This is a genomic window from Dyadobacter jejuensis, from assembly GCF_003149085.1.
GTDB classification, from domain to species: domain Bacteria; phylum Bacteroidota; class Bacteroidia; order Cytophagales; family Spirosomataceae; genus Dyadobacter; species Dyadobacter jejuensis.
The window spans coordinates 42,248-63,676 of sequence record NZ_QGDT01000011.1 but is presented as its reverse complement, the minus strand read 5'-3'; the positions used below and the strand labels follow the sequence as shown (position 1 = coordinate 63,676).

Genomic DNA, 21,429 nt, shown 5'->3' with positions numbered 1-21,429 from the left:
ACACCATATCCGGCCATAACAGGAGCGAGACAATTACAGTTTACCGATTTTTAAAACTTTTAAATTATTTTTGCAGCAAAATCTAATGAATTCATCTTGGTATATTATATTTCTCGCTTCCTGATACGTTTGGCCCTGCCTATATTTTTAAAAAGACTTTTGGTCCAAGGCCATAAAAAGTTGCATCCGAAAAGTCCTTATTTGCTCGCTTCCAACCATCCCGATTCCTTTTTCGATGCGGTAGTGATAGGCTCCGTACTCGACCAGCCCATCCATACGCTTACCCGTGGGGATGTGTTCCGGAAGCCTAAAGTGGCCTTTTGGTTACGGCAAATCAACTTGATACCCGTTTTTAGGGGTTCCGAAGGGCGGGAACATGTGAAGAAACACGATATAACCACTCAGGAAAGTATAGAAAGCCTCAAGGGTGGAGGCACGGTGGTGGTGTTTTCGGAAGGGATCTGCAAAAACGAATGGAACCTGCGCTCACTTGGAAAGGGTACGGCACGTATGGCCTATGAGATATGGTACGGCACCGACGGCATCCCCGATATGCGGGTTGTACCTACTGGACTTAACTATGAAACCTTTAGAGGACCTGGCAAAAGGGTCGTACTGAACTTCGGTACTGAAATGTCCCCTAACGATCTTCAAACGGACCCAAAGGAATACGAAAAATGGTTAAGGGAGTTTAACGAAATCCTTACCGAACGTATGAATGAGGGAATATTCTCCGTTTCCGATGACCTGCCCTTGGCCGAGCAAAAACTGGCCGTACGTCAGTATTTCGATCGGGAGTGCCCCGCTCCTGACCGTAGCAATGGATTCCTCAAGGCGATAGGGAGCATTGGCAGGGGCTTGCATGCCCCCCTTTATCGTTTCTTTAGCGCCAAAGCCGCTAAGCTTACGGCTCGCTCGGTCTTTTACGACTCCGTTCTCTTTGGCTTTCTGGTCTATTTATATCCCTTATTGGTGGTGATCCTATCCATGGTGATCGGAGCCCTGGCGGGATGGCCCGCAGCCCTGGCCACCTTTATAGCCCTGCCGACTTTGGCATGGCTGGGGGCGCAGTATCGGTAAGTAAGGGTGAAGCGTGCGAGGGATCCTGTTTTTTATAATTTAATGTGGGGTTGCCATAGTCCGTGTTGGCGCTTCGAAGGGCATGACCTTGCTTAACCTTACCTTGTATTGACTATGCTTCGACAGGCTCAACATGACATTTTTTTGACGTAGTTTCAATAATTCACTAATGTCACCCAGGGCGCTTCGAAGGGCATGACCTTGCTTAACCTTACCTTGTATTGACTATGCTTCGACAGGCTCAACATGACATTTTTTTGACGTAGTTTCAATAATTCACTAATGTCAACCAGGGCCCGTCGAAGGGCATGACCTTGCTTAACATTAGCTTGTATGGACTATGCTTCGACGGGCCTTTAGCCTAAACCAATCTTTAAGGCTAGGTTGGGAGGGGGAATGAGCGAGTTTACTTTTTTCTTAGGGCGTCATTTTCTCTTTGGAGCACCTCGATGATCCGATCTTTGGATTTTAATAGTTGCTCATAAAGCCTTATTACATCCGACATGGTGAGGGTATGTTGGCTATTGGGTACGTTTTCGTCGGGGGAGGGCTGGAGTGTCGTTCCCATATCCAATAGATCCGCCACGCCAACTTTAAGGTATTCGCTTATCTGTATTAAAAGTTGTGGCTTAATAGACTTCGTTCTGTTATTTTCTATTCTGTTCAAAGTGGCCAGATCGATATCCAGATAATCGGCCATTGCTTTGGCAGTAATCCTCCTTTCTTCCCTTATAAGGCGTATTTTATTTCCAAAACTCATCGTGTGTAATAGCTAAGTTAACCTCTAGTTATTTTGCACAAAGTATTGCATAATTTTAGTATTTTTATGCAATTTGTAAGATAAATTGATAGCATTAAAGAAGTAATATTGCAATTGTCCTGAAGTTATTGGTGGCGCTATTTGATAATTTTAGTCCTTTTTTGATATTCAAAAAGTATGAATTTATACCTTATATTAATGCTAGGATTAGGCTTTAGCACGCCCAATTTCCAGGTCCGGTATAGGCTAGTTTATCAGCCCGATTCTACTAACCTCAACAATATCAAAGAGGAGGCTTTCCTTCTTACGATTAAGGAAAACAAACAGTCTTATTTTTGTTCGGAAGGGTTCTGGAAGGCCGATTCCATACAGGGATTGAGACGAACGGGACTTCTGTCGGCTGCTGAATTTATGGGAGACCCCAAATATAGATTCCGAACGGCTTTTAGAAAGTTTATTACGAAGTCGCTTGAAACGAAGGAAAGTCGAATTTTTGAAAAAATTTCCTTCGATCAATTCGAATTTTCAGTACCTAACCATTTGAAATGGGAAATGGGCATGGAGGAGGATACCATTGCCGGGTATGCTTGTGTGAAGGCTACCACCTCCTTTGCCGGTCGGGATTATGTCGCTTGGTTTGCCCCTGAACTTCCAATTCCGGATGGGCCCTATCTGTTTTGGGGCTTGCCGGGGTTGATTGTCAAGATCGGAGATACCCGAAACCAGTATGTATTTACCCTAGAACGATTCGGCGCCTACACGGGACTCATCAAAGAGTGGCCCGAGTATGCGAGTCGCCGTAAGGTTATGGTGGCCAGTGCCTATAAAGTTTTTGACTATCGGGAAAAGGATAGAAAGGATCCTTTTGGAGAAATAGAACGCCGTCTTGGTCCAGGGACCCTTGGTGGAGTGCCTACATCGGACCCCTCGATAAGGAATTCTAGAGCCTGGGATAATAATCCGTTGGAATTGAAGGTAATAGGGGAATAGGTTTTTTGAATTTAAGCGTGCAATTGATAGAAAGACTAAGCTAACCATAGGGGTATTATGAAAAAATATAATTTTAGTCGTGTTTAGTTTATGAACCTATTACTAGCCGTAATCCTATGCTTCTTAATCCCCGAAACCCCCAATTTCAGGGTGCAATACCATCTTGTATTTAGTCCTGACTCCACCAATATCAATCGAAAAATGGAGGAAAATTTCTATTTGGATATCAAAGAAATGAAGGAATCCTATTTCTATTCTGAGAATTTTGGAAAGTCAGACTCCATCAAAGCACTCATTAATTCTGCTCTGCTATCGCCTCAAGAATATATGGCGGATCCTAAATATCGTTACAAAACGATGTTTGATCAGTTTACCACGAAAAAATATGATGATCGCTCCATACAGGTATACGAAAAGCTGGTGCTGCATCAATATGTATATCCCTTAGAAAATACACTAAAATGGACCATTGGAGGGGAGCAGGTTACCCTAGCCGGTTTTAATTGTACTAAGGCTACCACGCATTATGCAGGCCGAGATTATATCGCCTGGTTTACCGAGGAAATTCCCATACCGGACGGCCCGTATGTCTTTTGGGGTTTGCCGGGGCTGGTCGTAAAAGTGAGCGACACCAAGGAAAATTATGTATTTACACTTACAGGCTTCTCAAAAAATGTGTCTAAAATAAAAGAGGCGTGGGTGCCAAGTCGTAAAGGGGCGGTCATTTCCACGCATAGAGATAAGGTATTTAGCATTCGCGAGGCGAACAGAAGGGATCCATTGGAAGCCCTTACCAGGGCAACTGGCCGGTCTATGGAGCATATGACTTTCAATGGAGAAAAGACCGACAAGGAGGCCATGCGGCGTAAAAGAGCCTGGGATAATAACCCATTGGAATTGGAATGATTTGCCATAGTTTTTCCGACCAATTAGGATAAAAGTACCGTTATTTAAAAACATGATCTGAGCTATACCATGCACCTACTCTTTGCGATATTCCTCTTCTTTGCTGTAGATAGCACGCCCAATTTCCAAGTCCGGTATAAGCTAGTTTATCAGCCCGATTCTACCAACCTCAACAATATCAAAGAGGAGGCTTTCCTTCTTTCGATTAAGGAAAACAAACAGTCTTATTTTTGTTCGGAAGGGTTTTGGAAGGCCGATTCCATACAGGGATTGAGACGAACGGGACTTCTGTCGGCTGCTGAATATATGGGAGACCCCAAATATAGATTCCGAACGGCTTTTGATAAGTTTATTGCCAAGTCGCTTGAAACCAGAGAAAGTCGAATTTTTGAAAAAATATCCTTCGATCAATTCGAATTTTCAGTACCTAACCATTTGAAATGGGAAATGGGCATGGAGGAGGATACCATTGCCGGGTATGCTTGTGTGAAGGCTACCACCTCCTTTGCCGGTCGGGATTATGTCGCTTGGTTTGCCCCTGAACTTCCAATTCCGGATGGGCCCTATCTGTTTTGGGGCTTGCCGGGGTTGATTGTCAAGATCGGAGATACCCGAAACCAGTATGTATTTACCCTAGAACGATTCGGCGCCTACACGGGAGTCATCAAAGAGTGGCCCGAGTATGCGAGTCGCCGTAAGGTAAAGGAGGCTAGTGCCCAAAAAATTTATGAATATCGGGAAGAAGTACGAAAAGATCCTTTTGGCGTCATTGAACGCCGTCTTGGCCCAAGCACTTTTAATGGAGTACCTACATCGGATCCATCCATCAAGAATTCTAAGGCTTGGAATAATAATCCGTTGGAGTTGAAGCTTATAGAGTAGGCAGATGGCAGCGTTAGGATGCGACATGCTGCATCCAACTCGGCACAGGCTTATCATCCAAAATATAGTAGCATGATGCGTTTCGTAACTTTTAATGAGGTAAGCCTGTGCGATTAGGTCTATTATTTATATTTCTTGTTTGGGCTCCAGCACCATCATGGGCCCAAGTAATTTTTAGTGGACAGGTGCAGCAAATGGACGGAGAAGCCATTCCCGGCGCCAGTATTACCATTCATGACTTGCGGAGCTCAAAAATTGTTGCTTTTGGGATTTCCGAAAAATCGGGCGCCTATAGCATTCCCTGCAACGAGCGGGTAGACTCCGTTTTGATTAGGGTGCGCACCCTGGGCTATACCCTTGAGGAAAAAAGGGTGGCAAATATTTCTCAGGTTACTATTTTTCGGCTGTCGGAGGAGAGTATAGCGTTGAGAGAGGTAGCCGTGCGGCCCGACCCCATCACACGCCATGGCGACACCCTATCCTACTCCGTGGATGCTTTCAAAAGCAAAGGGGATCGGGTGATTAGCGATATTGTGGGGAAGCTCCCGGGCGTGGAGGTACGTGGAGACGGACAAATCCTATACCAAGGGAACCCCATTAATAAATATTATATTGACGGGTTGGATCTGCTAGGGGGGAAATATAAATTGGCCAACGACAATCTGGCCGTTGATGCCGTAACATCGGTAGAAGTTCTGGAAAACCACCAGCCCATCCGGATGTTGGATAGCCTGGTGTTTTCGGATAAGGCGGCCATCAACATCCGGCTCAAAAAAAAAGTGACCACGAGCGGCTCCGCGCAAGTGGGAGCAGGGGTGGCCCCCATGCTATGGAACGCCAACGTGACGCCCATGCTTTTCACCAAGGCCAACCAGTTTATAGGGTCCTATCAGTCCAATAATATAGGAGCAGACGTGGCCGGCCAAATAAAAATGCTGTCGTCCATGAGCACGATGGGCAGAGAAAACGACGATAGTAAAACCGACCGGGTGCAGCTGGTTCCCATAGCCACCCCCTCCTTTTCCAATACGCGTTGGCTCAACAATCAAGCCCATTTGGGGAGCCTCAATTACCTTAAAAAGATGGGCCGCGATTATCAGATCAGAATCAACAGCTCATATCTGAACGATATTCAAAAACAAAGGGGTAATACAGAGACGGTCTATTATACCGGAGTGGACACGGTGGCCCTATTCGAAGAGAAGTACAACCGACTTTATAACGAATCTCTGGAGGTGACCGTAAACCTGGAAAGGAATACCAAAAATAAATATTTGAAAAATGTGCTGGCCGGAAAGGGGTATTGGGACAAACAAACCGGCATACTGAGTCGGAACCACGTGCCCTTAGAGCAAATGCTCCGCAATCCATATTTTACGATTTCAAATACCCTCAGCAATATATTTAAGGTCGGAAAACAGCTGATGACCTTCGAAAGTTACACCTCCTTGAATAGACTTCCCCAGTCGCTGGCGGTAACGCCAGGCCCCTTTTCCAATTTGATCGCCCATACCGATAGCCTGGAGTCTATCAAACAGCATGTCAATCAGCGTGCATTTTATACCAATAATGCCCTAAGTTTTACCAGAGGGGTTGGCTTTTTTACCTTCATGCCTAAAATAGGGTTTCAATTGGAGCAGCAGAAAATGAATTCATATTTTGAATTACCCCATGGAGAGGAGGAGGTGGTGCTCGGGGGGGAATTGGAAAACGATTTGAATTGGTTGAAAATGAAGCCCTATGGAGAGTTGAAAATACAATGGAAAAAGGAGAGCTGGCGCCTAGGGTTGGACAGCCCAATCAGTTATAATATTTTTAAAATAGAGGATCAAGCGCTTGGAAGAAATGAAAACCTGAACAAGCTGGTCTTCGAACCACGTTTTACCCTACGCTATGAACTGAATTCGTTTTTGGCCGTGCATGCCGCCATGGGTTTTAAGAATCAGTTCGGAGAAATGGAAGACATTCATTATGGCTATCTCCTTAAAAATTACCGAAACATACAGCTTAGAGACGTACCCCTTCAGCAAAGTAAGGTATGGAGTGGCTCGACCGGAGTACAGTACAGAAATCCCCTGAGCGCCATTTTTGGCAGCGTTTCGGTATTGGGTAACTATGGAAGTCGCAATTTGATGTACGGCAGTACGGTGTCCGACGAAGGTTCCATAGCATATACGGCACAGGCCCTGGAGAATACGACTTATGGAGGACTGCTCACTTCCAATTTTGGCAAGTACTTCGCCGACGTGAAGACCAATATCGCTGCTGGCGCGACTGTGAACTGGAATACTAGCCAACAGCTGATCAACGGAGCGCTTAGCCAGGTAGTCAACCGGAGCACCAGTCCATTTGTCCGCATCAATACCAATTTTAACAAGCTGATAGATTTTGACTATTCCTACAAGTTGAACGCCTTCGGCAACAGCGTAGCCGGCAACAAAAATAAGGCGACCGTACAACAGATAGATAACCTGAAGATTTCCATATATCCTTTTACTGGAGCCTATATCACCATTCAGAACGACTATTACAGGAATAACTTTGGCGGTGCTACCCAACGGAATCAAATATTTACGGATGTGGCTCTGCGGTATAAAATCGCTAATTCACGCATTGAACTGCAGCTGAACTGGAACAATGTCTGGAATACGACTTCGCTGTCCACTATGTCGACCAATTCGTTCTCTTATATCCGGTCCGAATACTTTTTGCGGCCCACCCAGGTGCTGGCGAGTGTTAAGTTTGGGTGGTAGAACGGACTGCATCGATTTCCTAACCAAGCGGCCCAACCTTCCTAGGAAAGATTGGGCCGCTTGGTTATTTTGATGAATGGGTCAGTCCTTTACCCGACTAAAGGACATGGTTTTGATCATCCAGTCGGGCAGTGGTTTTTGGTGTTTCCGCTTTTGGATATCCATAAACCATCCGATTTTCTTCAGGATGGGCACCTTATGTGTTTCTACGAGCTCGATGAGCGTACCGTCGGGATCTTCCAGATAGGCAAAGCGGCCGGCCGCCGACTCCATGCCAAAGGACGATTCGCTGTCTACCGTAAAAGGATAGCCCTTTCCTTGTAGCTCGGTCTTGAGGGTATTCATATCGAGGGCATCGAAGCACAGGTGAATATAGCCACAATCGCCCCAGAAACGGTTTTTAAAGAGTTTCTTCGGGCTACGGTCGAGGGCTTGTAAGAGCTCTATTTGGGTGTTGCCCAATAATTTGGAGAACGCACCATAAGGGGTAAAGCTTTTGCGAAGGAGCACGCGTCTATAATGTTGGCCCGCGATGGTGGTGGGCAGGTCGTCGAACACGCCCGATAGGTCGTAGACGGTCTCGAGGCCACCGAGCAGGTCCTCATAAAAGGCGATGGACTTATCCATATCCGAAACGCCGACAACTACCCCAGCTACGCCGCCAACAGGATGGCTGGTTTTTTGAAACCAGGTGCTGTCGCCGGTAACTTGAAAGATATTTCCGTAGGGGTCCTGTCCCCAAAAGCCTTCCCCTTCCGGGAGTTTTAGTAATGGACCTATCGGTTCCTGGGAGTTGGCTTTGATATGTGCATAGGCCTTATGGATGTCAGGAGCCTTAAATCGGATGGCATTGATACCCAAGTCGCCTAGTTCCATCTTAAAAGAGAGGGGCTGGGAGACCCTGCTGGTAAAGGACCATATCTCCAGCCCGCCGCCGCCCGCCATATTCAGGACCAGGGCCGCCTGGCGTTTTTGAACGATTCCCCCCGTATATGGGGTCATTAAAGGGGCTTCCGCTTTTTCGTCGAATACGGGCACATCGAAACCCAGTACCTTCCGGTACCACGTCCATGCCTCGGGTACATTTTGTACGCCAATACCCACCTGTTGGATACCCGCTATTAAAGGATTATTACTCATAATTGATTAATATTACATAGTGTTGGCCTCCCAATTGAAGGGATAAGGGGCCATTTTACGAAAATAGGGAAGAAAATGTGAATCCACTAAGAGAATTGTATGTTTTACTCCCAAAGCGCCCTTCAAAAAAATAGAATATAAGTATTTGAATATATAAAACATTATTTTTTGTATATTTAAACTTGGATTTCAGTATAATATTTTATTTTTCGGGACGCATCCATAACCGATGAGTTTTCGTATTTATTAGGAGCAGGCCTCCATTTTTTTTAGTGTTAATGAACCAATCCGTAGTTATAGCGCCAATTGGCGAGAGTTTGAAGGCGTTTTTAGAGGGAACGGCTTATTCTAAAGTTTTTGTAGTAGCCGATAAACAAACGAAAAAGTACTGCTATCCACATATTAAAGCCCTGCTTCCCAAGCACCCTTTGGTGGTGGTAGAGGCGGGAGAGGAGAACAAGAATCTCGCTTCCTGTGAGCAGATCTGGGAAGCCATGACCGAAGCCGAGCTCGATCGCCATGCTTTGGTGATCAATATAGGAGGAGGAGTCGTTGGGGACATGGGGGGCTTTTGTGCTGCCGTGTACAAGCGGGGAATCGACTTCGTCCAGATCCCTACCACCTTGCTGTCGCAGGTCGACGCTAGCGTAGGGGGGAAATTGGGCATCGATTTCCATGGTTTCAAAAACCATCTAGGGGCTTTTAACATCCCCAATAGTGTGCTGATCGACCCCCTGTTCTTGCAGACACTCCCAGAGAGGGAGTTGCGATCGGGATTTGCCGAAATCGTTAAACACTGTCTGATCGCCGATGCCGAGCGCTGGGGTAAGATCAGGTTTGTAGACTTTGAAAGACAGAATTGGCCGGAGCTGATAGCGCATTCGGTAGCGATAAAAAAGAAAGTGGTGGAACAAGACCCTACCGAAAAAGGGTTGAGGAAGATTTTGAATTTTGGACATACCCTAGGGCATGCTGTGGAGACCCATTTTTTGGGAAAGGCTCCCTCCAAAAAACTTTTTCATGGGGAGGCTATCGCAGTAGGCATGATTATGGAAAGCTATCTTTCGTTCAGTAAAAAGATGATTGATAGGGAGTTGCTTACCCAGATTGAGGAATTCATTTTTGCCACCTATGGCAAGGTGGCTATTGCCGAGGAGGATATTGCGCCTATATTGGCCCTTACCCGCCAGGACAAGAAAAATAAAGGAAAGGAAATCCGGTTCTCCTTATTGAACGGACCCGGAAGTTGTGCATTCGATGTGGTAGTAACGACCTCGGAGATGCGCAAAGCAATAGATTATTATATGGCCTAATAAACCGTCATGAGGTAATTCTGTTGCGCGTTTTTATTTGAAACAACCATTTTATTCACCTCATACTCGATTTATTATGCATAAATTAGTTTTACCTTTCGCCTTGCTGGTTAGTGTTATGTTGGCAGCGGGGTGCTCCAGTAGTCGGAAAGTCTTTGTTGAGCACGATTACAGTTATGAGACCAATTTTAAGGACTACTCCTCCTACACTTTCCTGGAATGTGAAAGGGACACCAATAATCTTTGTACAGAAATATATGAGGCCATTCGCCGTCAAATGCAGGTGAGAGGATATAAACTGACCGCAGAGCGTCCTACCTTATTGGTCAATTATGGGATATTCTACGATAACCTCCGTTATCAGGGCTATATGCAGCCTGTAATACGGAACTGGGTGGATACCGAGAATGATGGGTTCCGCTATGAGCCTATCAAATATGCTTTGGAAAAGGGTACGCTCATCGTTTCTTTGATCGACGCAGAGAGCGACCAGGTGGTATGGAGGGGCTATGCCTCGGGAATTTTCCACGGCGAAGAAACCAATAACCACTACCGGAGCGTAGTGCGCAAGATATTTGATCAATATCCTCTATTCGCCAAGGGCTATGACCCGCGTAGGTATAGCGAGCAGGTAGGGCGATAAATTTAAAATATGTAAAAAAGCGTGTGTACTAAGCCCGATTGGGGAGAGGACACACGCTTTTTATGTGGAAATATTGCTACTATCTATCTCAGTTTCAGCGTTACCAAGGTAACGATGGCCAGGATGATGCCTACAATCCAAAACCTGGTTACGATTTTCGATTCGTGAATACCCTTTTTCTGATAGTGGTGGTGTAGGGGCGACATCAGGAAGATGCGCCGGCCCTCCCCATAGCGCTTTCGGGTATACTTAAAATAGCTGACTTGTAGGATTACCGACACGTTTTCGGCTAAGAAAATACCGCACATAACCGGTATGAGTAATTCCTTGCGTATGGCGAGGGCTATAACGGCGATGACGCCCCCTAGCATCAGGCTGCCGGTGTCGCCCATAAACACCTGGGCCGGATAGGCGTTGTACCAGAGGAAGCCGACACAAGCCCCTATGAAGGCGGCACAAAATATCACCAGCTCGCCAGAGTTGGGGATATACATGATGCCAAGGTATTGTGAGAACTTGGTGTTTCCCGAGAGGTACGCCAGTACCCCAAGGGTAAGGGCTATAATCCCCGACACTCCCGCCGCCAAGCCATCGATGCCGTCGGTAATATTGGCACCGTTAGATACCGCCGTGATGATAATAATAGCCACAATGGTATAAATAACCCAGGTATATTCCTCGGGTAGCCAGCCAAAGAGTAAGGTGCGGTAGTCGAACTCGTTGTTTTTTGTAAAAGGTATGGTAGTAACCGTAGGGTGCAAAACGTCGGTATACCGTTGTACTTCGCCCAGATTGGAGTCGAGCACGGGTTTGTCGTAGACCCTAATCCGAACATGTTCATTAAAAGAGAGGGTAAGGCCCACAATAACGCCTAAGCCTACCTGGCCAACAATTTTAAATCGGCCATGAAGGCCTTCTTTATTATTTTTGAATTTTTTAAGGTAGTCATCTATAAAGCCAATCATGCCGGTCCAGAGGGCTGCAATGATCAGCAGGACAATATAGACATTGGAGAGCTTGGCAAATAGCAATACGGGGATCAGTAAGGAAGCCAAAATGATAAAGCCACCCATGGTAGGGGTTCCCGCTTTTTCCATTTGTCCTTCCAGTCCCAAGTCCCGGATGCTCTCGCCCATCTGTTTTTTACGTAAGTAATTGATGATGGTTTTGCCATAGGTGGCCGCAATAAACAGGGAGAGCACGGTGGCACCCAGTGCCCTGAAAGAGATGTACTGAAACACCCCAGCTCCGGGGAAATTGAATTGTTTGTCGAGATAGTCGAATAGATAATATAGCATGAAGTAGGTAATTGGGGTATCGGGTGCAAAGTTGCCTTTTTTTAAAGACAGTACAAATGCCTCGTATTTAATTTGGCGACATATCTTTCTAAGTTTCTGGTACTATTGTGGCTGGCCAAAAGCCTTCAGTAGTTCTTCCTTATCGTCGAAGTGATGCTTGGTACCGGCTATATCCTGATAGTTTTCGTGACCCTTTCCGGCAATCAGAATAATATCGTCGGGCTGGGCCTCGCTATAGGCTTTCTGAATGGCCTCACGGCGGTCGGGGATCACCAGGGTTTTTTTATAGTCGAGGGGAGGGACGCCTTTCCGCATCTGGTCGAGTATGGTCATGGGGTCTTCGAACCGCGGGTTGTCGTCGGTAAGGATCACCTGGTTGCTGTATTTACAGGCGATGGCTGCCATTTTCGGCCTTTTCTCTTGGTCCCGATTGCCTCCGCATCCCACCACGGTTATCACCTTTTCGTTGCCATGGCGGAGCTGGGCGATCGTTTCCAGCACATTTTCTAGGGCATCGGGGGTGTGGGCATAGTCGATAATCCCTACCACGTTGGTGGGGGATATATGCTGTTCGAAGCGGCCAGGAGGGCTCAATAAGTTGGATAGTTCAGTGAGTACGGTTTCTGGTTTTTCTCCTAATAGCAGCGCCGTGCCATATACCGATAGTAGGTTATAAGCGTTGAAGCGCCCGATAACGCGAAACCAAACCTCCTGATCGTTGATCTCCATATGCATACCCGTCAACGTGTCCGAGATGATCTTCCCTTTGAAGTCGGCCAGGGTCTGTAAAGAATAGGTAGAAGTATGCGCCTTGGTATTCTGTACCATTACGGCCCCCCTGCGGTCGTCGATATTGACCAGAGCAAAGGCCGTTTTCGGTAGGGCGTCGAAGAAGCCTTTTTTTGCCTGGATATAATTGTCAAATGTCTTGTGAAAGTCCAGGTGGTCGTGGGTGATATTGGTAAAAATCCCCCCAGAAAACTCGAGCCCGGTGATTCGGTGCTGCGCCACGGCATGGGAGCTTACCTCCATAAAGACATGGCTGCAGCCTTTTTGCAGCATCTGTGCCAGTAGGCCGTTCAGCGCTACGGCGTCGGGAGTGGTATGGGTAGCGGGTATTACCTGGTCCTCTATTTGGTTCTGTACGGTCGAGAGTAGTCCGCAACGGTAGCCCAAGGCCCTAAACAGTTGAAAAAGGAAGGTCGCTACGGAGGTCTTACCGTTGGTGCCCGTCACACCCACCAGCTTGAGGTGCTTGGAGGGGTGGCCATAAAATGCGGCGGAAAGGTGCCCGAGCGCCTCGGCGGTGTTTGGGACCTGCAAATAGGTAATCTCGGGGCGAAGGACATCCGGTAAGGCTTCGCAAAGGATGGCCGAAGCCCCTAGGCTACTCGCCTTGTCGATATACTGGTGCCCGTCGGTTTGGGTACCCCTCAGGGCTACAAAAAGGCTACCGGGTAAAACTTTCCGGGAATCGAGCTGGATGGCCTGAATCTGGGTTTCCTCGGGGCCCGTCAGGGTGAGGTCCTTGAGGTGTTGTGTTAATGCTTTTATAGGTTTTGCTTTGCTTTGGTCCATAATTGGAATATTACTGTAAGGTTAGTAAGATGGTTTTGGCACCCAATTTATTGGGTCCTGGGGGCAATGATTGTGCCACCACTTTTCCCGAACCCTTAAAATTGACTCTATAGCCTCTGTTTTCCATAAGGGATAGGGCATCTCGCATGCTGAGGCCCTGCAGGTCGGGGACCTCCTTACCATCGATATTCCGACCCTTCCAGCTGGCCATGCCTTTCTTTTTTACTGTTCCTACCAAATAGTCATTTTCGGAGGGGACAGGCGACAGGTTTAACTGCTCGGTAATGATTTTCAGGTCGGCAGTACGTCCGGCTAGCTGCACCTTGCGGGTTTCGGCAGGAGCCTGGTCTTCTATGGGCTTTTGAATGCTGATGTCGTAGGCGTATATCCGATCGGCTACTTCCTTGAAGACCGGCGCGGCTACCGTACCGGCAAAGAGCTGGTATTCGGCCACCTGTCCTCGTGGCGTATCAATAATGACGATGGCACTGTATTTGGGCTTGTCGGCTGGGAAATACCCTGCAAAGGAGGTATAATACTTACCACGGGTGTAGGCTCCATTAAGAAGCTTTTGAGCCGTTCCGGTTTTGCCGGCGATTTTATATAAGTCCGATTTGATATTGGTGGCCGTACCATGATCCACCACCCCTTGGAGCATTTGTTTTAGCTTGCGGATGGTTTCGGGGGAGCATATAGGCTTGTCTTCTACGTAAGGCTCTACCTTGTCTTCTACAGTTTCGGCACTCCTGATTTCCCTTACCAACATGGGGCGTACCCAATAGCCATCGTTGGCTACGGCATTGTAGAAGGTGAGGGTTTGTAGGGGGGTCATGCCCATTTCATAGCCATGCGACATCCAAAATAAGGAGTAGCTACTCCACTGCTTGTGGCTACGGTCCTTGATGAATGGGGGTTTTTCTCCCTTCATATGAATACCCGTAGGCTGGGTCAAATGAAATTGCTTAAGGTAGCTCAGGTATTTGTCGGGCTTCGAAAAGAAGTACCGTTGCATCAACAACAGGATGCCGATATTCGACGATTTTTCGAATACTTGCGTCGCTGAAATGTTTCCGTATCCACCTCTTTTGGAGTCGCTTACCGTGGTGCCCCTATACCGGTAGCTGCCTGTACCCGTATTGACATATACCTGGTCGGGATTTATTTTTGTTTCCTCCAAAATAGCCATCATGGTAGGTAGCTTAAAAGTCGACCCTGGGTCGTTACTTCCTGCCAAAGCATAGTTGTACACCTCTTCGTAGCGGCCTTCTCCCCGACGGGTGAGGTTGGTCATGGCCTTGATGGCTCCAGTGGCCACTTCCATCACGACCACACAGCCATAATTGGCATTGGTGGCTATGAGTTGCTTGCGGAGGGCATGCTCGGCCATATCTTGGTAGTTCATATCCAGAGTGGTGTACACGTCCTTTCCGGCCGAAGGCCTCACGTTGAGGGCGTCGCCAACGGGGATTTTAAGCCCCCCTTCCACGCGCTCCACCCAGCCTATACCCGGGTTTCCTTCTAGTTTTTTGTCAAAGCTGGCTTCTATACCAATATAACCCCTGCCGGTCTTGGGATTGATGCCGCCTATGGTGCGGTCGGCCATAGGGCTAAAGGGCTTATAGCGGCGATAGATGGTTTCAAACTTTCCACCTCCTCCTTTTTTCTCCCTCCTAAAGAAGGGCCATTCCTTAATTTTTTCCCTTTCCAAGTGGCTGATTTCCCTGGTTTTAAGTCGTAGGTAGCGTTTGGTCTTGCTTTTCCGATAGCGGATCATTTTGTTTTTGTAGCCTTCTACCGAGTTTTCACCGAAATTTTTGGCCAAAAAGTTGGCAAGCAATTCTACATTATCGTAAAAGTAGCTGGAGTCGGCTACCTTGGTATCGAGCCCTACGTAATAAAACGGCAGGGAGGTTGCCAGCAGGCTGTTGTCGCTGGAGTAAATATTGCCCCGCATAGCTGGGATGGTATCCAGCTTTAGGTCGTTTTTGACGGAATACTCCTCCCAGGTCTTCCCCTTAAAGGTATCGTAATATTGTACCCTGATTAACTTGATGAATACTGCTATTGCAAATAGGAACAGAAGCACACCTACCAGTCTTGCCCTAAAGATGAGGGCCTTTTTATTGTTTTGTCCGCTTTCCATTTTTCTGGGGATAGCCATATCTTTTTTCGTATGCTGCCTACAAACTGAATATTATTTAGTCGTCACTTCTAACGATGATCTTTTTGGGTGGGGTGAGGTTCTCTTCGAGGCCTATAGACTTCACCTTCTCGATCACCACCGACTGCTTACCGCTTTTCATATAGTCGGCATGTATGGAGGTGTATTCGGCCCGGAGGTCGTCGACTTCCTTTTTGAGCTTAATGCTATTTCGTACATATTGCTCCGACTTGTAGCCTATCCATTCGTAACATACCAACAAAGCGACAACCCAGGCCACATAGTAAAAATATTTGACGGGCACGCGCTCTTCTTTTCCCGGTGCTTTTTCCCCAAAAATTTTATCGAGGGGTAAGAAACGGTTCAGCCAGTTAAAAACATCATAGGTTCGTTTGGGCTTTGCGGCCTTGGGAACCTTGATTTCGGGTTTTGGTTTTCTTCTATTTAGAGACATAGCGTGTATTCATAGGATTAATAGTCTACAGATTGCCTAGCGTGCAACCCGAGATATAGATAACGATTACTTGGTCTTTTGTCTACAAGAATGTTTATTTTTTTTCGGCAATGCGCAATTTGGCACTCCTGGCCCTCGGGTTTCTCTTTACTTCCTCCTCGGTGGCTTCTACGGGTTTGCGGGTGATGGAGGCCAGGGGCTTTATTTCATTTCCAAAGAAATCCTTCTCCACTTCTCCACTGAACTTTCCTTTTTGAATAAAGTTTTTTACCAGCCGATCTTCCAGGGAATGGTAGGACATCACCACCAGCCGGCCGCCTGGGGCGAGCACCTCTGGTACCTGGTTAAGAAACTCTTCCAGCACACTCAGCTCATCGTTAACCTCAATGCGTAGCGCCTGAAACACCTGGGCATAGTATTTGTTTTCCCGGTGGCGAGGCGCGTATTTTTGTAAAATCTGTTTGAGGTCGTTGATGGTCTCGATGGGGGCATTATGCCTTGCCGAAAACAAAGCCTCCGCCAAAGTTTTGGCATTTTTCACCTCCCCATAAAGGCCCAAGATTTTTTGTAAATGAGCAGCTGAATAACTATTGAGGATTTCGGCGGCCGTTTTTTCTATATGTGGGTTCATCCGCATATCCAAGTCGGCATCGAAGCGCGTGGAAAATCCCCGCTCCGGTGTGTTGATCTGGTGCGAAGAGACGCCCAGGTCGGCTAAAATGCCATCTATTTTCTCAAATTTATGCAGCTTAAGGTACCGCTTCAAATGTCTAAAATTCGCCGCCACAAACACCAGATTTTCACGGTTGGGTAAGGTGTCGGCATTTAGGGCGGCGTCGGGATCCTGATCGAATGCAATGAGCTTGCCCGTCGTCAGCTGGTCGAGAATGGCTCTCGAATGTCCTCCGCCCCCAAAGGTGACATCCACATAGATGCCCTCTGGATTGATATTAAGACCTTCCAGACATTCTGAAAGCATTACTGGTTCATGATAACTATTCTGTATATCCATTCACTAAACGCAACGATGTAGGAACTATTTTTTGCCTGATGATAGTTACAAACTTAGCAATTTTCAATGGTAGGATTTGGCTATTGCCGTCTATTTAATTTTAATTCAGTTGTAACAATTAGTCATTAAAATATTGTCTATGAGATTTTTAAGTTTTGCTTTGCTGGTGTTTTCTATGGCATTTATTGGATGCTCCCAACAGAAACCAGCCGAAGTGCTTCAAGAAGGGGTGTGGAGAGGAACCCTCCACCGGGATAGTCAGGAGCTTCCATTCCTGTTTGAGGTAAAAAAGGATGCGGATACCTATTCGGTGGTGGTAGTGAACGGTGAAGAGCGTTTGCAGATGGACTCAGTTTATATGGCCAATGACTCCATACATCTGCCCATGAGCCTGTTCGACTCCGAAATTGTGGCACATCTGGAAGACGGTGTTTTGACCGGGCGATACAACCGATTGGAAAACGGTGAGATTATCGCCTACTTACCGTTTACGGCGAGTCAAGGCAAGGATTATAAGTTTTTTGATACCCAAGCGGCCGAAACTAGCCAGTCCGTTGCCGGGAAATGGGCCACGACTATCAGCTATCCCGATTCCGACAAGCAGATAGCGGCAGTGGGAAATTTCGTTCAAAATGGCACCGAGGTGTCAGGTTCTTTCCTAACTCCCTCTGGCGACTATCGATTTCTGACGGGCTCCTTAAATGGCGATAGCCTGTATTTATCCAATTTTGATGGTTCCAATGCCATGCTATTTAAGGCGGCTATTCAGGCCGACGGAAGCCTGAAAGGTGCCATGTGGACGGGGGTGAGGGGCTTTCGTACTTGGGAAGCCGTTCGGGACGACCAAGCCAAGCTAGCCGACGACACGCAGTTGACGTTCCTGAAGCCCGGAGCCTCCGGAATCGACTTCTCCTTTCCCGATGCCGAAGGGAACCTCGTTTCTCTAAGCGATGAGCGTTACAAAGGGAAGGTCGTGATTGTTCAAATCATGGGCAGCTGGTGCCCGACCTGCATGGACGAAACCAACTTCTTGGTACCATGGTATCGGGCCAATAAGGATAGAGGAGTCGAGATTATCGGGTTGGCCTTCGAGACTTCTGATAAGCCCGAATTGGCTTTTCCTAAAATTACGCGGATGAAAAAACGCTTGAATATCGATTATCCGGTACTCTTGGCGGGCAAGAATTCCGAAGAAGCGACGGCAAAAGCCCTGCCCATGCTCAATAAGGTCTTGTATTATCCCACCACCATCTACGTCGACCGGCAAGGGAAGGTTCGGGAGATTCATACCGGGTTCTCGGGCCCAAGTACGGGCCAGTTTTATGAGGCCTTTAAGGAAGAATTTAAAGCGCTTACCGACACCTTATTGTCGGAAAAATAAGGGAAAGCGCATGAGGCCAGTAGGTTTCATGCGCTTTTTTTATGAAGTAAAATTGGTATGCTTGCATAATATTATTGGGATTTGTTACATTTGTAATAGGTCATCGTACCCATCACTCCCAAAAATAAGGCTGTATGCGAAAGGAAAAAACGGTAGATTTTCAGATCAAGTGGGCATGGCATTCTATATCTAGGATGTACAACACCTATGCCACCCAGTATGATATCACCATGGCGGTGGGCTATGTGTTACTCAATATAGACGTAGAAAACGGTACCCCAGCCACCAAAATAGCTCCTATGCTAGGCATGGAGCCCAGGAGCCTGGTGCGCATGTTGAGCAACCTTGAGAAACGTGGGCTGATAAGCCGTGAATTAGACCCCACCGACCGGCGCTTTGTTCGCATCATGCTTACGGAAGCGGGAAAGGAAAAGCGTGAAATTTCCAAACAGGGGGTTATCGATTTTAATAATATGATCAGGGAGAAGATCCCTCTTGACAAGCTAGCGACTTTTTTTGATGTGATGACCGAAATCAATAAGATTGTCGACGAAGAGAATATAAGAATAAAAGCTGGAGACCTTTCTGATAGTATCGATTAACAGCGTATTACATCCTTAAATAAAATAGTTCTTCCTATAACCAAAAGCTTATAAAATGAATCGTTCCATCCGTAAAGTAGCCGTATTAGGGTCGGGAATCATGGGCTCGCGTATCGCTTGTCATTTCGCTAATATTGGAGTCGAGGTATTGCTTCTCGACATGGTTCCCCGCGAACTCAGCGAAGCCGAAGCTGCCAAAGGACTTACCTTAGAGCACCCGGCGGTAAGAAACCGTCTGGTAAACCAGTCCTTTCAACAAACGCTTAAAGCCAGTCCGGCAGCTTTATATAGTCCCTCATTTGCCAATCGTGTTAAGCTAGGGAACTTCGATGATAACCTGGCCGATATAAAGGGCTACGACTGGGTGATAGAAGTGATTGTGGAGCGCTTGGACATCAAAAAGGGACTTTTTGAAAAGGTAGATGCCCTCCGTAAGCCAGGTACTTTGGTTACTTCCAATACCTCGGGCATTCCTATCCACCTGATGGCCGAAGGGCGGAGCGACGATTTTCGCAAGCATTTTTGTGGGACACACTTTTTTAACCCCCCACGCTATCTAAAACTTTTGGAAATTATTCCTACCGGCGAGACGGACCCCGCCGTACTCGACTTTCTGACCCATTATGGGGATCTGTTCTTGGGGAAAACTACCGTGCTCTGCAAGGATACCCCTGGTTTTATAGCCAACCGGCTGGGGATTTATGCATTAATCCAGACCATCCGCGTAGCGGCCGATATGGGCCTTACCGTAGAGGAAGTGGATAAATTGACCGGGCCGGTGGTAGGCCGTCCTAAGTCGGGGACTTTTCGCTTGTCGGATGTAGTGGGTCTGGACACCACGGTGCATGTCGCCAACAACCTCTATGCTTCTGGCGAAGGTACCGATGAGTCGAGAGAAGGATTTGCCTTGCCCGCTGTCATGCAGCAGCTCTATGACCAGAAATGGCTGGGCGATAAGACTGGACAAGGGTTTTATAAAAAGATTAAGGATGAGAAAGGCAAGTCGGTGATATTGGCGCTGGACTTCGCCAGCATGGAATATAAGCCCACCGAAAAAGTCAAATTTGCTACCTTAGAGGGCACCAAAGCCATTGCCGAAGTCTCTAAAAGGTTCGGCGTTTTGCTGGCAGGGAAGGACAATGCAGGAGAGTTTTATAGAAAGACCTTTTCGGATATATTTAGATATGCCAGTTTCCGTATTCCGGAGATAGCCGACGAAACCTATCGCATCGACCAGGCCATTACCGCTGGTTTTGGCTGGCAATTGGGGCCCTTCGAAACATGGGACGCTATAGGGGTCTCCAAAATGTTGCAGATCATGGAAGCGGAAGGCATGAAGCCGGCCGCTTGGGTATACGATATGGCGGCAGCGGGGCATAACTCTTTTTATAAGATAGAAAAAGGCCAACGCTGGTATTATGACCGCTCTACCAAAGATTATAAGAAAATTCCGGGCCAGGATAGCTTTGTCATTCTGAGTAACTTAGCAGATAAAATAGTCTGGAAAAACGCCGGTGCTAACGTCTATGACCTAGGTGACGGTATCTTGAATCTGGAGTTTAAGTCTAAGATGAACACCATGGGTTCCGAGGTGATAGAGGGGATCCAAAAGTCTATTAGCCTGGCAGAAAAGGACTTCCGCGGGCTTGTGATAGGGAATGAATCGGTGGAGGCTTTCTCGGCAGGGGCTAACTTGGCCATGCTCTTTATGTTTGCCATCGAACAGGAGTTCGACGAGATCAATATGGTGATTGCGCAGTTCCAACAGACGATGATGCGGGCCCGCTATTCGTCTATCCCCGTGGTAACGGCCCCTCATACCCTGGCCTTAGGAGGAGGGACAGAGCTGAATCTGCACGCCGACAAGGTGGTAGCCCATGCCGAAACCTATATGGGTTTGGTGGAGTTCGGGGTAGGGATTATTCCTGCCGGTGGAGGTACCAAGGAGATGGCCCTGCGCTGCTCCGATATGTACCAGGCCGGTGATACCGAACTTAATATTTTACAGACGGCCTTTATGAATATTGCTCAGGCCAAGGTATCTACTTCGGCGCACGATGCCAAGGCCATGAACTACCTGCAAGATAAGGATCAGATCGTCCTTAACAGGAGTCGACTGATCGCCGAGGCCAAGCAGGCCGCCGTGGAGCTAGCCGAAAATGGCTATACCCAACCCAAGCAACGTAACGACATTAAGGTGCAGGGGAAAGCGGGAATGGCGCTGTTTATGGCCGGGATAGCCCAAATGCGCCTAGCCAATTACATTAGCGATCACGATGCGAAAATTGCCAATAAGCTGGCCTATGTCATTAACGGAGGAGACCTTAGCTATGCGCAACAGGTGTCGGAGCAGTATCTGCTCGACTTAGAAAGAGAGGCGTTCTTGTCCTTATGTGGAGAAAGGAAGACCCTCGAAAGAATGCAAGGCCTGCTGAACGGGGGCAAACCTCCACGCAACTAGAGATCAGGAGGGGTT

The 21,429-nt window shown here is 47.3% G+C and carries 17 protein-coding genes; 10 read left to right on the top strand and 7 right to left on the bottom strand.

All coding sequences use genetic code 11. The features are described from left to right. Positions 1–96: 96 nt before the first annotated feature. On the top strand, positions 97–1,080 hold the full coding sequence (locus tag CLV98_RS17885) for a 1-acyl-sn-glycerol-3-phosphate acyltransferase (RefSeq protein WP_109676468.1): 984 nt from the start codon (positions 97–99) through the stop codon (positions 1,078–1,080). A 406-nt stretch (positions 1,081–1,486) separates the two neighbouring features. Here CLV98_RS17885 and CLV98_RS17880 read toward each other — a convergent pair whose 3' ends face one another. Next, complete coding sequence (locus CLV98_RS17880; RefSeq protein ID WP_109676466.1) at positions 1,487–1,840, bottom strand: helix-turn-helix domain-containing protein; 354 nt, start codon at positions 1,838–1,840, stop codon at positions 1,487–1,489. Positions 1,841–2,017: 177 nt separating this feature from the next. Between CLV98_RS17880 and CLV98_RS17875 the strand changes: the two genes are divergently transcribed. From CLV98_RS17875 to CLV98_RS17860, 4 genes are all read left to right on the top strand, one after another. Next, a complete protein-coding gene (locus CLV98_RS17875) occupies positions 2,018–2,830 on the top strand; it encodes a GLPGLI family protein (RefSeq protein WP_109676465.1) in 813 nt (270 codons plus the stop codon). 90 nt (positions 2,831–2,920) lie between these two features. Beyond that, a complete protein-coding gene (locus CLV98_RS17870; RefSeq protein WP_109676462.1) occupies positions 2,921–3,736 on the top strand; it encodes a GLPGLI family protein in 816 nt (271 codons plus the stop codon). Positions 3,737–3,805: 69 nt separating this feature from the next. Beyond that, on the top strand, positions 3,806–4,618 hold the full coding sequence (locus CLV98_RS17865) for a GLPGLI family protein (RefSeq protein WP_109676460.1): 813 nt from the start codon (positions 3,806–3,808) through the stop codon (positions 4,616–4,618). A gap of 107 nt (positions 4,619–4,725) precedes the next feature. Further along, the gene (locus CLV98_RS17860; RefSeq protein WP_146202307.1) at positions 4,726–7,371 is read left to right on the top strand and encodes a peptidase associated/transthyretin-like domain-containing protein; all 2,646 of its coding nucleotides are present in this window, start codon (positions 4,726–4,728) and stop codon (positions 7,369–7,371) included. An 81-nt stretch (positions 7,372–7,452) separates the two neighbouring features. Here the strand turns inward: CLV98_RS17860 and CLV98_RS17855 are convergent, their stop codons facing one another. Continuing rightward, on the bottom strand, positions 7,453–8,511 hold the full coding sequence (locus CLV98_RS17855; RefSeq protein ID WP_109676456.1) for a VOC family protein: 1,059 nt from the start codon (positions 8,509–8,511) through the stop codon (positions 7,453–7,455). A gap of 278 nt (positions 8,512–8,789) precedes the next feature. Here CLV98_RS17855 and aroB point away from each other — a divergent pair, with 278 nt between their 5' ends. Together aroB and CLV98_RS17845 are read left to right on the top strand one after the other, a co-directional pair. Then, positions 8,790–9,824, top strand: a complete 1,035-nt coding sequence (gene aroB / locus CLV98_RS17850; protein WP_109676454.1) for a 3-dehydroquinate synthase — start codon at positions 8,790–8,792, stop codon at positions 9,822–9,824. 76 nt (positions 9,825–9,900) lie between these two features. After that, entirely contained in the window at positions 9,901–10,467 is a 567-nt protein-coding gene (locus tag CLV98_RS17845; RefSeq protein ID WP_109676452.1) for a DUF4136 domain-containing protein, read from the top strand. A gap of 83 nt (positions 10,468–10,550) precedes the next feature. On the opposite strand, the gene mraY is transcribed toward CLV98_RS17845, so the two are convergent. The 5 genes from mraY to rsmH all read right to left on the bottom strand — a co-directional run bounded on the left by mraY (position 10,551) and on the right by rsmH (position 16,970). Beyond that, complete coding sequence (gene mraY / locus CLV98_RS17840) at positions 10,551–11,765, bottom strand: phospho-N-acetylmuramoyl-pentapeptide-transferase (RefSeq protein ID WP_109676450.1); 1,215 nt, start codon at positions 11,763–11,765, stop codon at positions 10,551–10,553. A 102-nt stretch (positions 11,766–11,867) separates the two neighbouring features. Then, positions 11,868–13,343, bottom strand: a complete 1,476-nt coding sequence (locus tag CLV98_RS17835; RefSeq protein WP_109676448.1) for a UDP-N-acetylmuramoyl-L-alanyl-D-glutamate--2,6-diaminopimelate ligase — start codon at positions 13,341–13,343, stop codon at positions 11,868–11,870. Positions 13,344–13,353: 10 nt separating this feature from the next. Continuing rightward, on the bottom strand, positions 13,354–15,486 hold the full coding sequence (locus CLV98_RS17830) for a PASTA domain-containing penicillin-binding protein (protein WP_229203444.1): 2,133 nt from the start codon (positions 15,484–15,486) through the stop codon (positions 13,354–13,356). Positions 15,487–15,541: 55 nt separating this feature from the next. Then, entirely contained in the window at positions 15,542–15,958 is a 417-nt protein-coding gene (locus tag CLV98_RS17825; protein ID WP_109676446.1) for an FtsL-like putative cell division protein, read from the bottom strand. Between the two features lie 94 nt (positions 15,959–16,052). Further along, positions 16,053–16,970 (bottom strand): 16S rRNA (cytosine(1402)-N(4))-methyltransferase RsmH, encoded by a 918-nt coding sequence (rsmH, locus tag CLV98_RS17820; protein WP_109676444.1) that lies wholly within the window; start codon positions 16,968–16,970, stop codon positions 16,053–16,055. Positions 16,971–17,109: 139 nt separating this feature from the next. Here rsmH and CLV98_RS17815 point away from each other — a divergent pair, with 139 nt between their 5' ends. From CLV98_RS17815 to CLV98_RS17805, 3 genes are all read left to right on the top strand, one after another. After that, a complete protein-coding gene (locus tag CLV98_RS17815; RefSeq protein ID WP_109676442.1) occupies positions 17,110–18,351 on the top strand; it encodes a peroxiredoxin family protein in 1,242 nt (413 codons plus the stop codon). A gap of 134 nt (positions 18,352–18,485) precedes the next feature. Next, complete coding sequence (locus tag CLV98_RS17810) at positions 18,486–18,953, top strand: MarR family winged helix-turn-helix transcriptional regulator (RefSeq protein ID WP_109676440.1); 468 nt, start codon at positions 18,486–18,488, stop codon at positions 18,951–18,953. 55 nt (positions 18,954–19,008) lie between these two features. Continuing rightward, entirely contained in the window at positions 19,009–21,414 is a 2,406-nt protein-coding gene (locus CLV98_RS17805; RefSeq protein WP_109676438.1) for a 3-hydroxyacyl-CoA dehydrogenase/enoyl-CoA hydratase family protein, read from the top strand. Positions 21,415–21,429 lie beyond the last annotated feature (15 nt).

What these genes read in the sequence shown, in the direction of transcription:
- CLV98_RS17880 (WP_109676466.1), bottom strand. Translation starts at nt 1,840, where the DNA reads ATGAGTTTTGGAAATAAAATACGCCTTATAAGGGAAGAAAGGAGGATT.
- CLV98_RS17875 (WP_109676465.1), top strand. Translation starts at nt 2,018, where the DNA reads ATGAATTTATACCTTATATTAATGCTAGGATTAGGCTTTAGCACGCCC.
- CLV98_RS17870 (WP_109676462.1), top strand. Translation starts at nt 2,921, where the DNA reads ATGAACCTATTACTAGCCGTAATCCTATGCTTCTTAATCCCCGAAACC.
- CLV98_RS17865 (WP_109676460.1), top strand. Translation starts at nt 3,806, where the DNA reads ATGCACCTACTCTTTGCGATATTCCTCTTCTTTGCTGTAGATAGCACG.
- CLV98_RS17855 (WP_109676456.1), bottom strand. Translation starts at nt 8,511, where the DNA reads ATGAGTAATAATCCTTTAATAGCGGGTATCCAACAGGTGGGTATTGGC.
- aroB (WP_109676454.1), top strand. Translation starts at nt 8,790, where the DNA reads ATGAACCAATCCGTAGTTATAGCGCCAATTGGCGAGAGTTTGAAGGCG.
- CLV98_RS17845 (WP_109676452.1), top strand. Translation starts at nt 9,901, where the DNA reads ATGCATAAATTAGTTTTACCTTTCGCCTTGCTGGTTAGTGTTATGTTG.
- mraY (WP_109676450.1), bottom strand. Translation starts at nt 11,765, where the DNA reads ATGCTATATTATCTATTCGACTATCTCGACAAACAATTCAATTTCCCC.
- CLV98_RS17835 (WP_109676448.1), bottom strand. Translation starts at nt 13,343, where the DNA reads ATGGACCAAAGCAAAGCAAAACCTATAAAAGCATTAACACAACACCTC.
- CLV98_RS17830 (WP_229203444.1), bottom strand. Translation starts at nt 15,486, where the DNA reads ATGGAAAGCGGACAAAACAATAAAAAGGCCCTCATCTTTAGGGCAAGA.
- CLV98_RS17825 (WP_109676446.1), bottom strand. Translation starts at nt 15,958, where the DNA reads ATGTCTCTAAATAGAAGAAAACCAAAACCCGAAATCAAGGTTCCCAAG.
- rsmH (WP_109676444.1), bottom strand. Translation starts at nt 16,970, where the DNA reads ATGGATATACAGAATAGTTATCATGAACCAGTAATGCTTTCAGAATGT.
- CLV98_RS17815 (WP_109676442.1), top strand. Translation starts at nt 17,110, where the DNA reads ATGAGATTTTTAAGTTTTGCTTTGCTGGTGTTTTCTATGGCATTTATT.
- CLV98_RS17810 (WP_109676440.1), top strand. Translation starts at nt 18,486, where the DNA reads ATGCGAAAGGAAAAAACGGTAGATTTTCAGATCAAGTGGGCATGGCAT.
- CLV98_RS17805 (WP_109676438.1), top strand. Translation starts at nt 19,009, where the DNA reads ATGAATCGTTCCATCCGTAAAGTAGCCGTATTAGGGTCGGGAATCATG.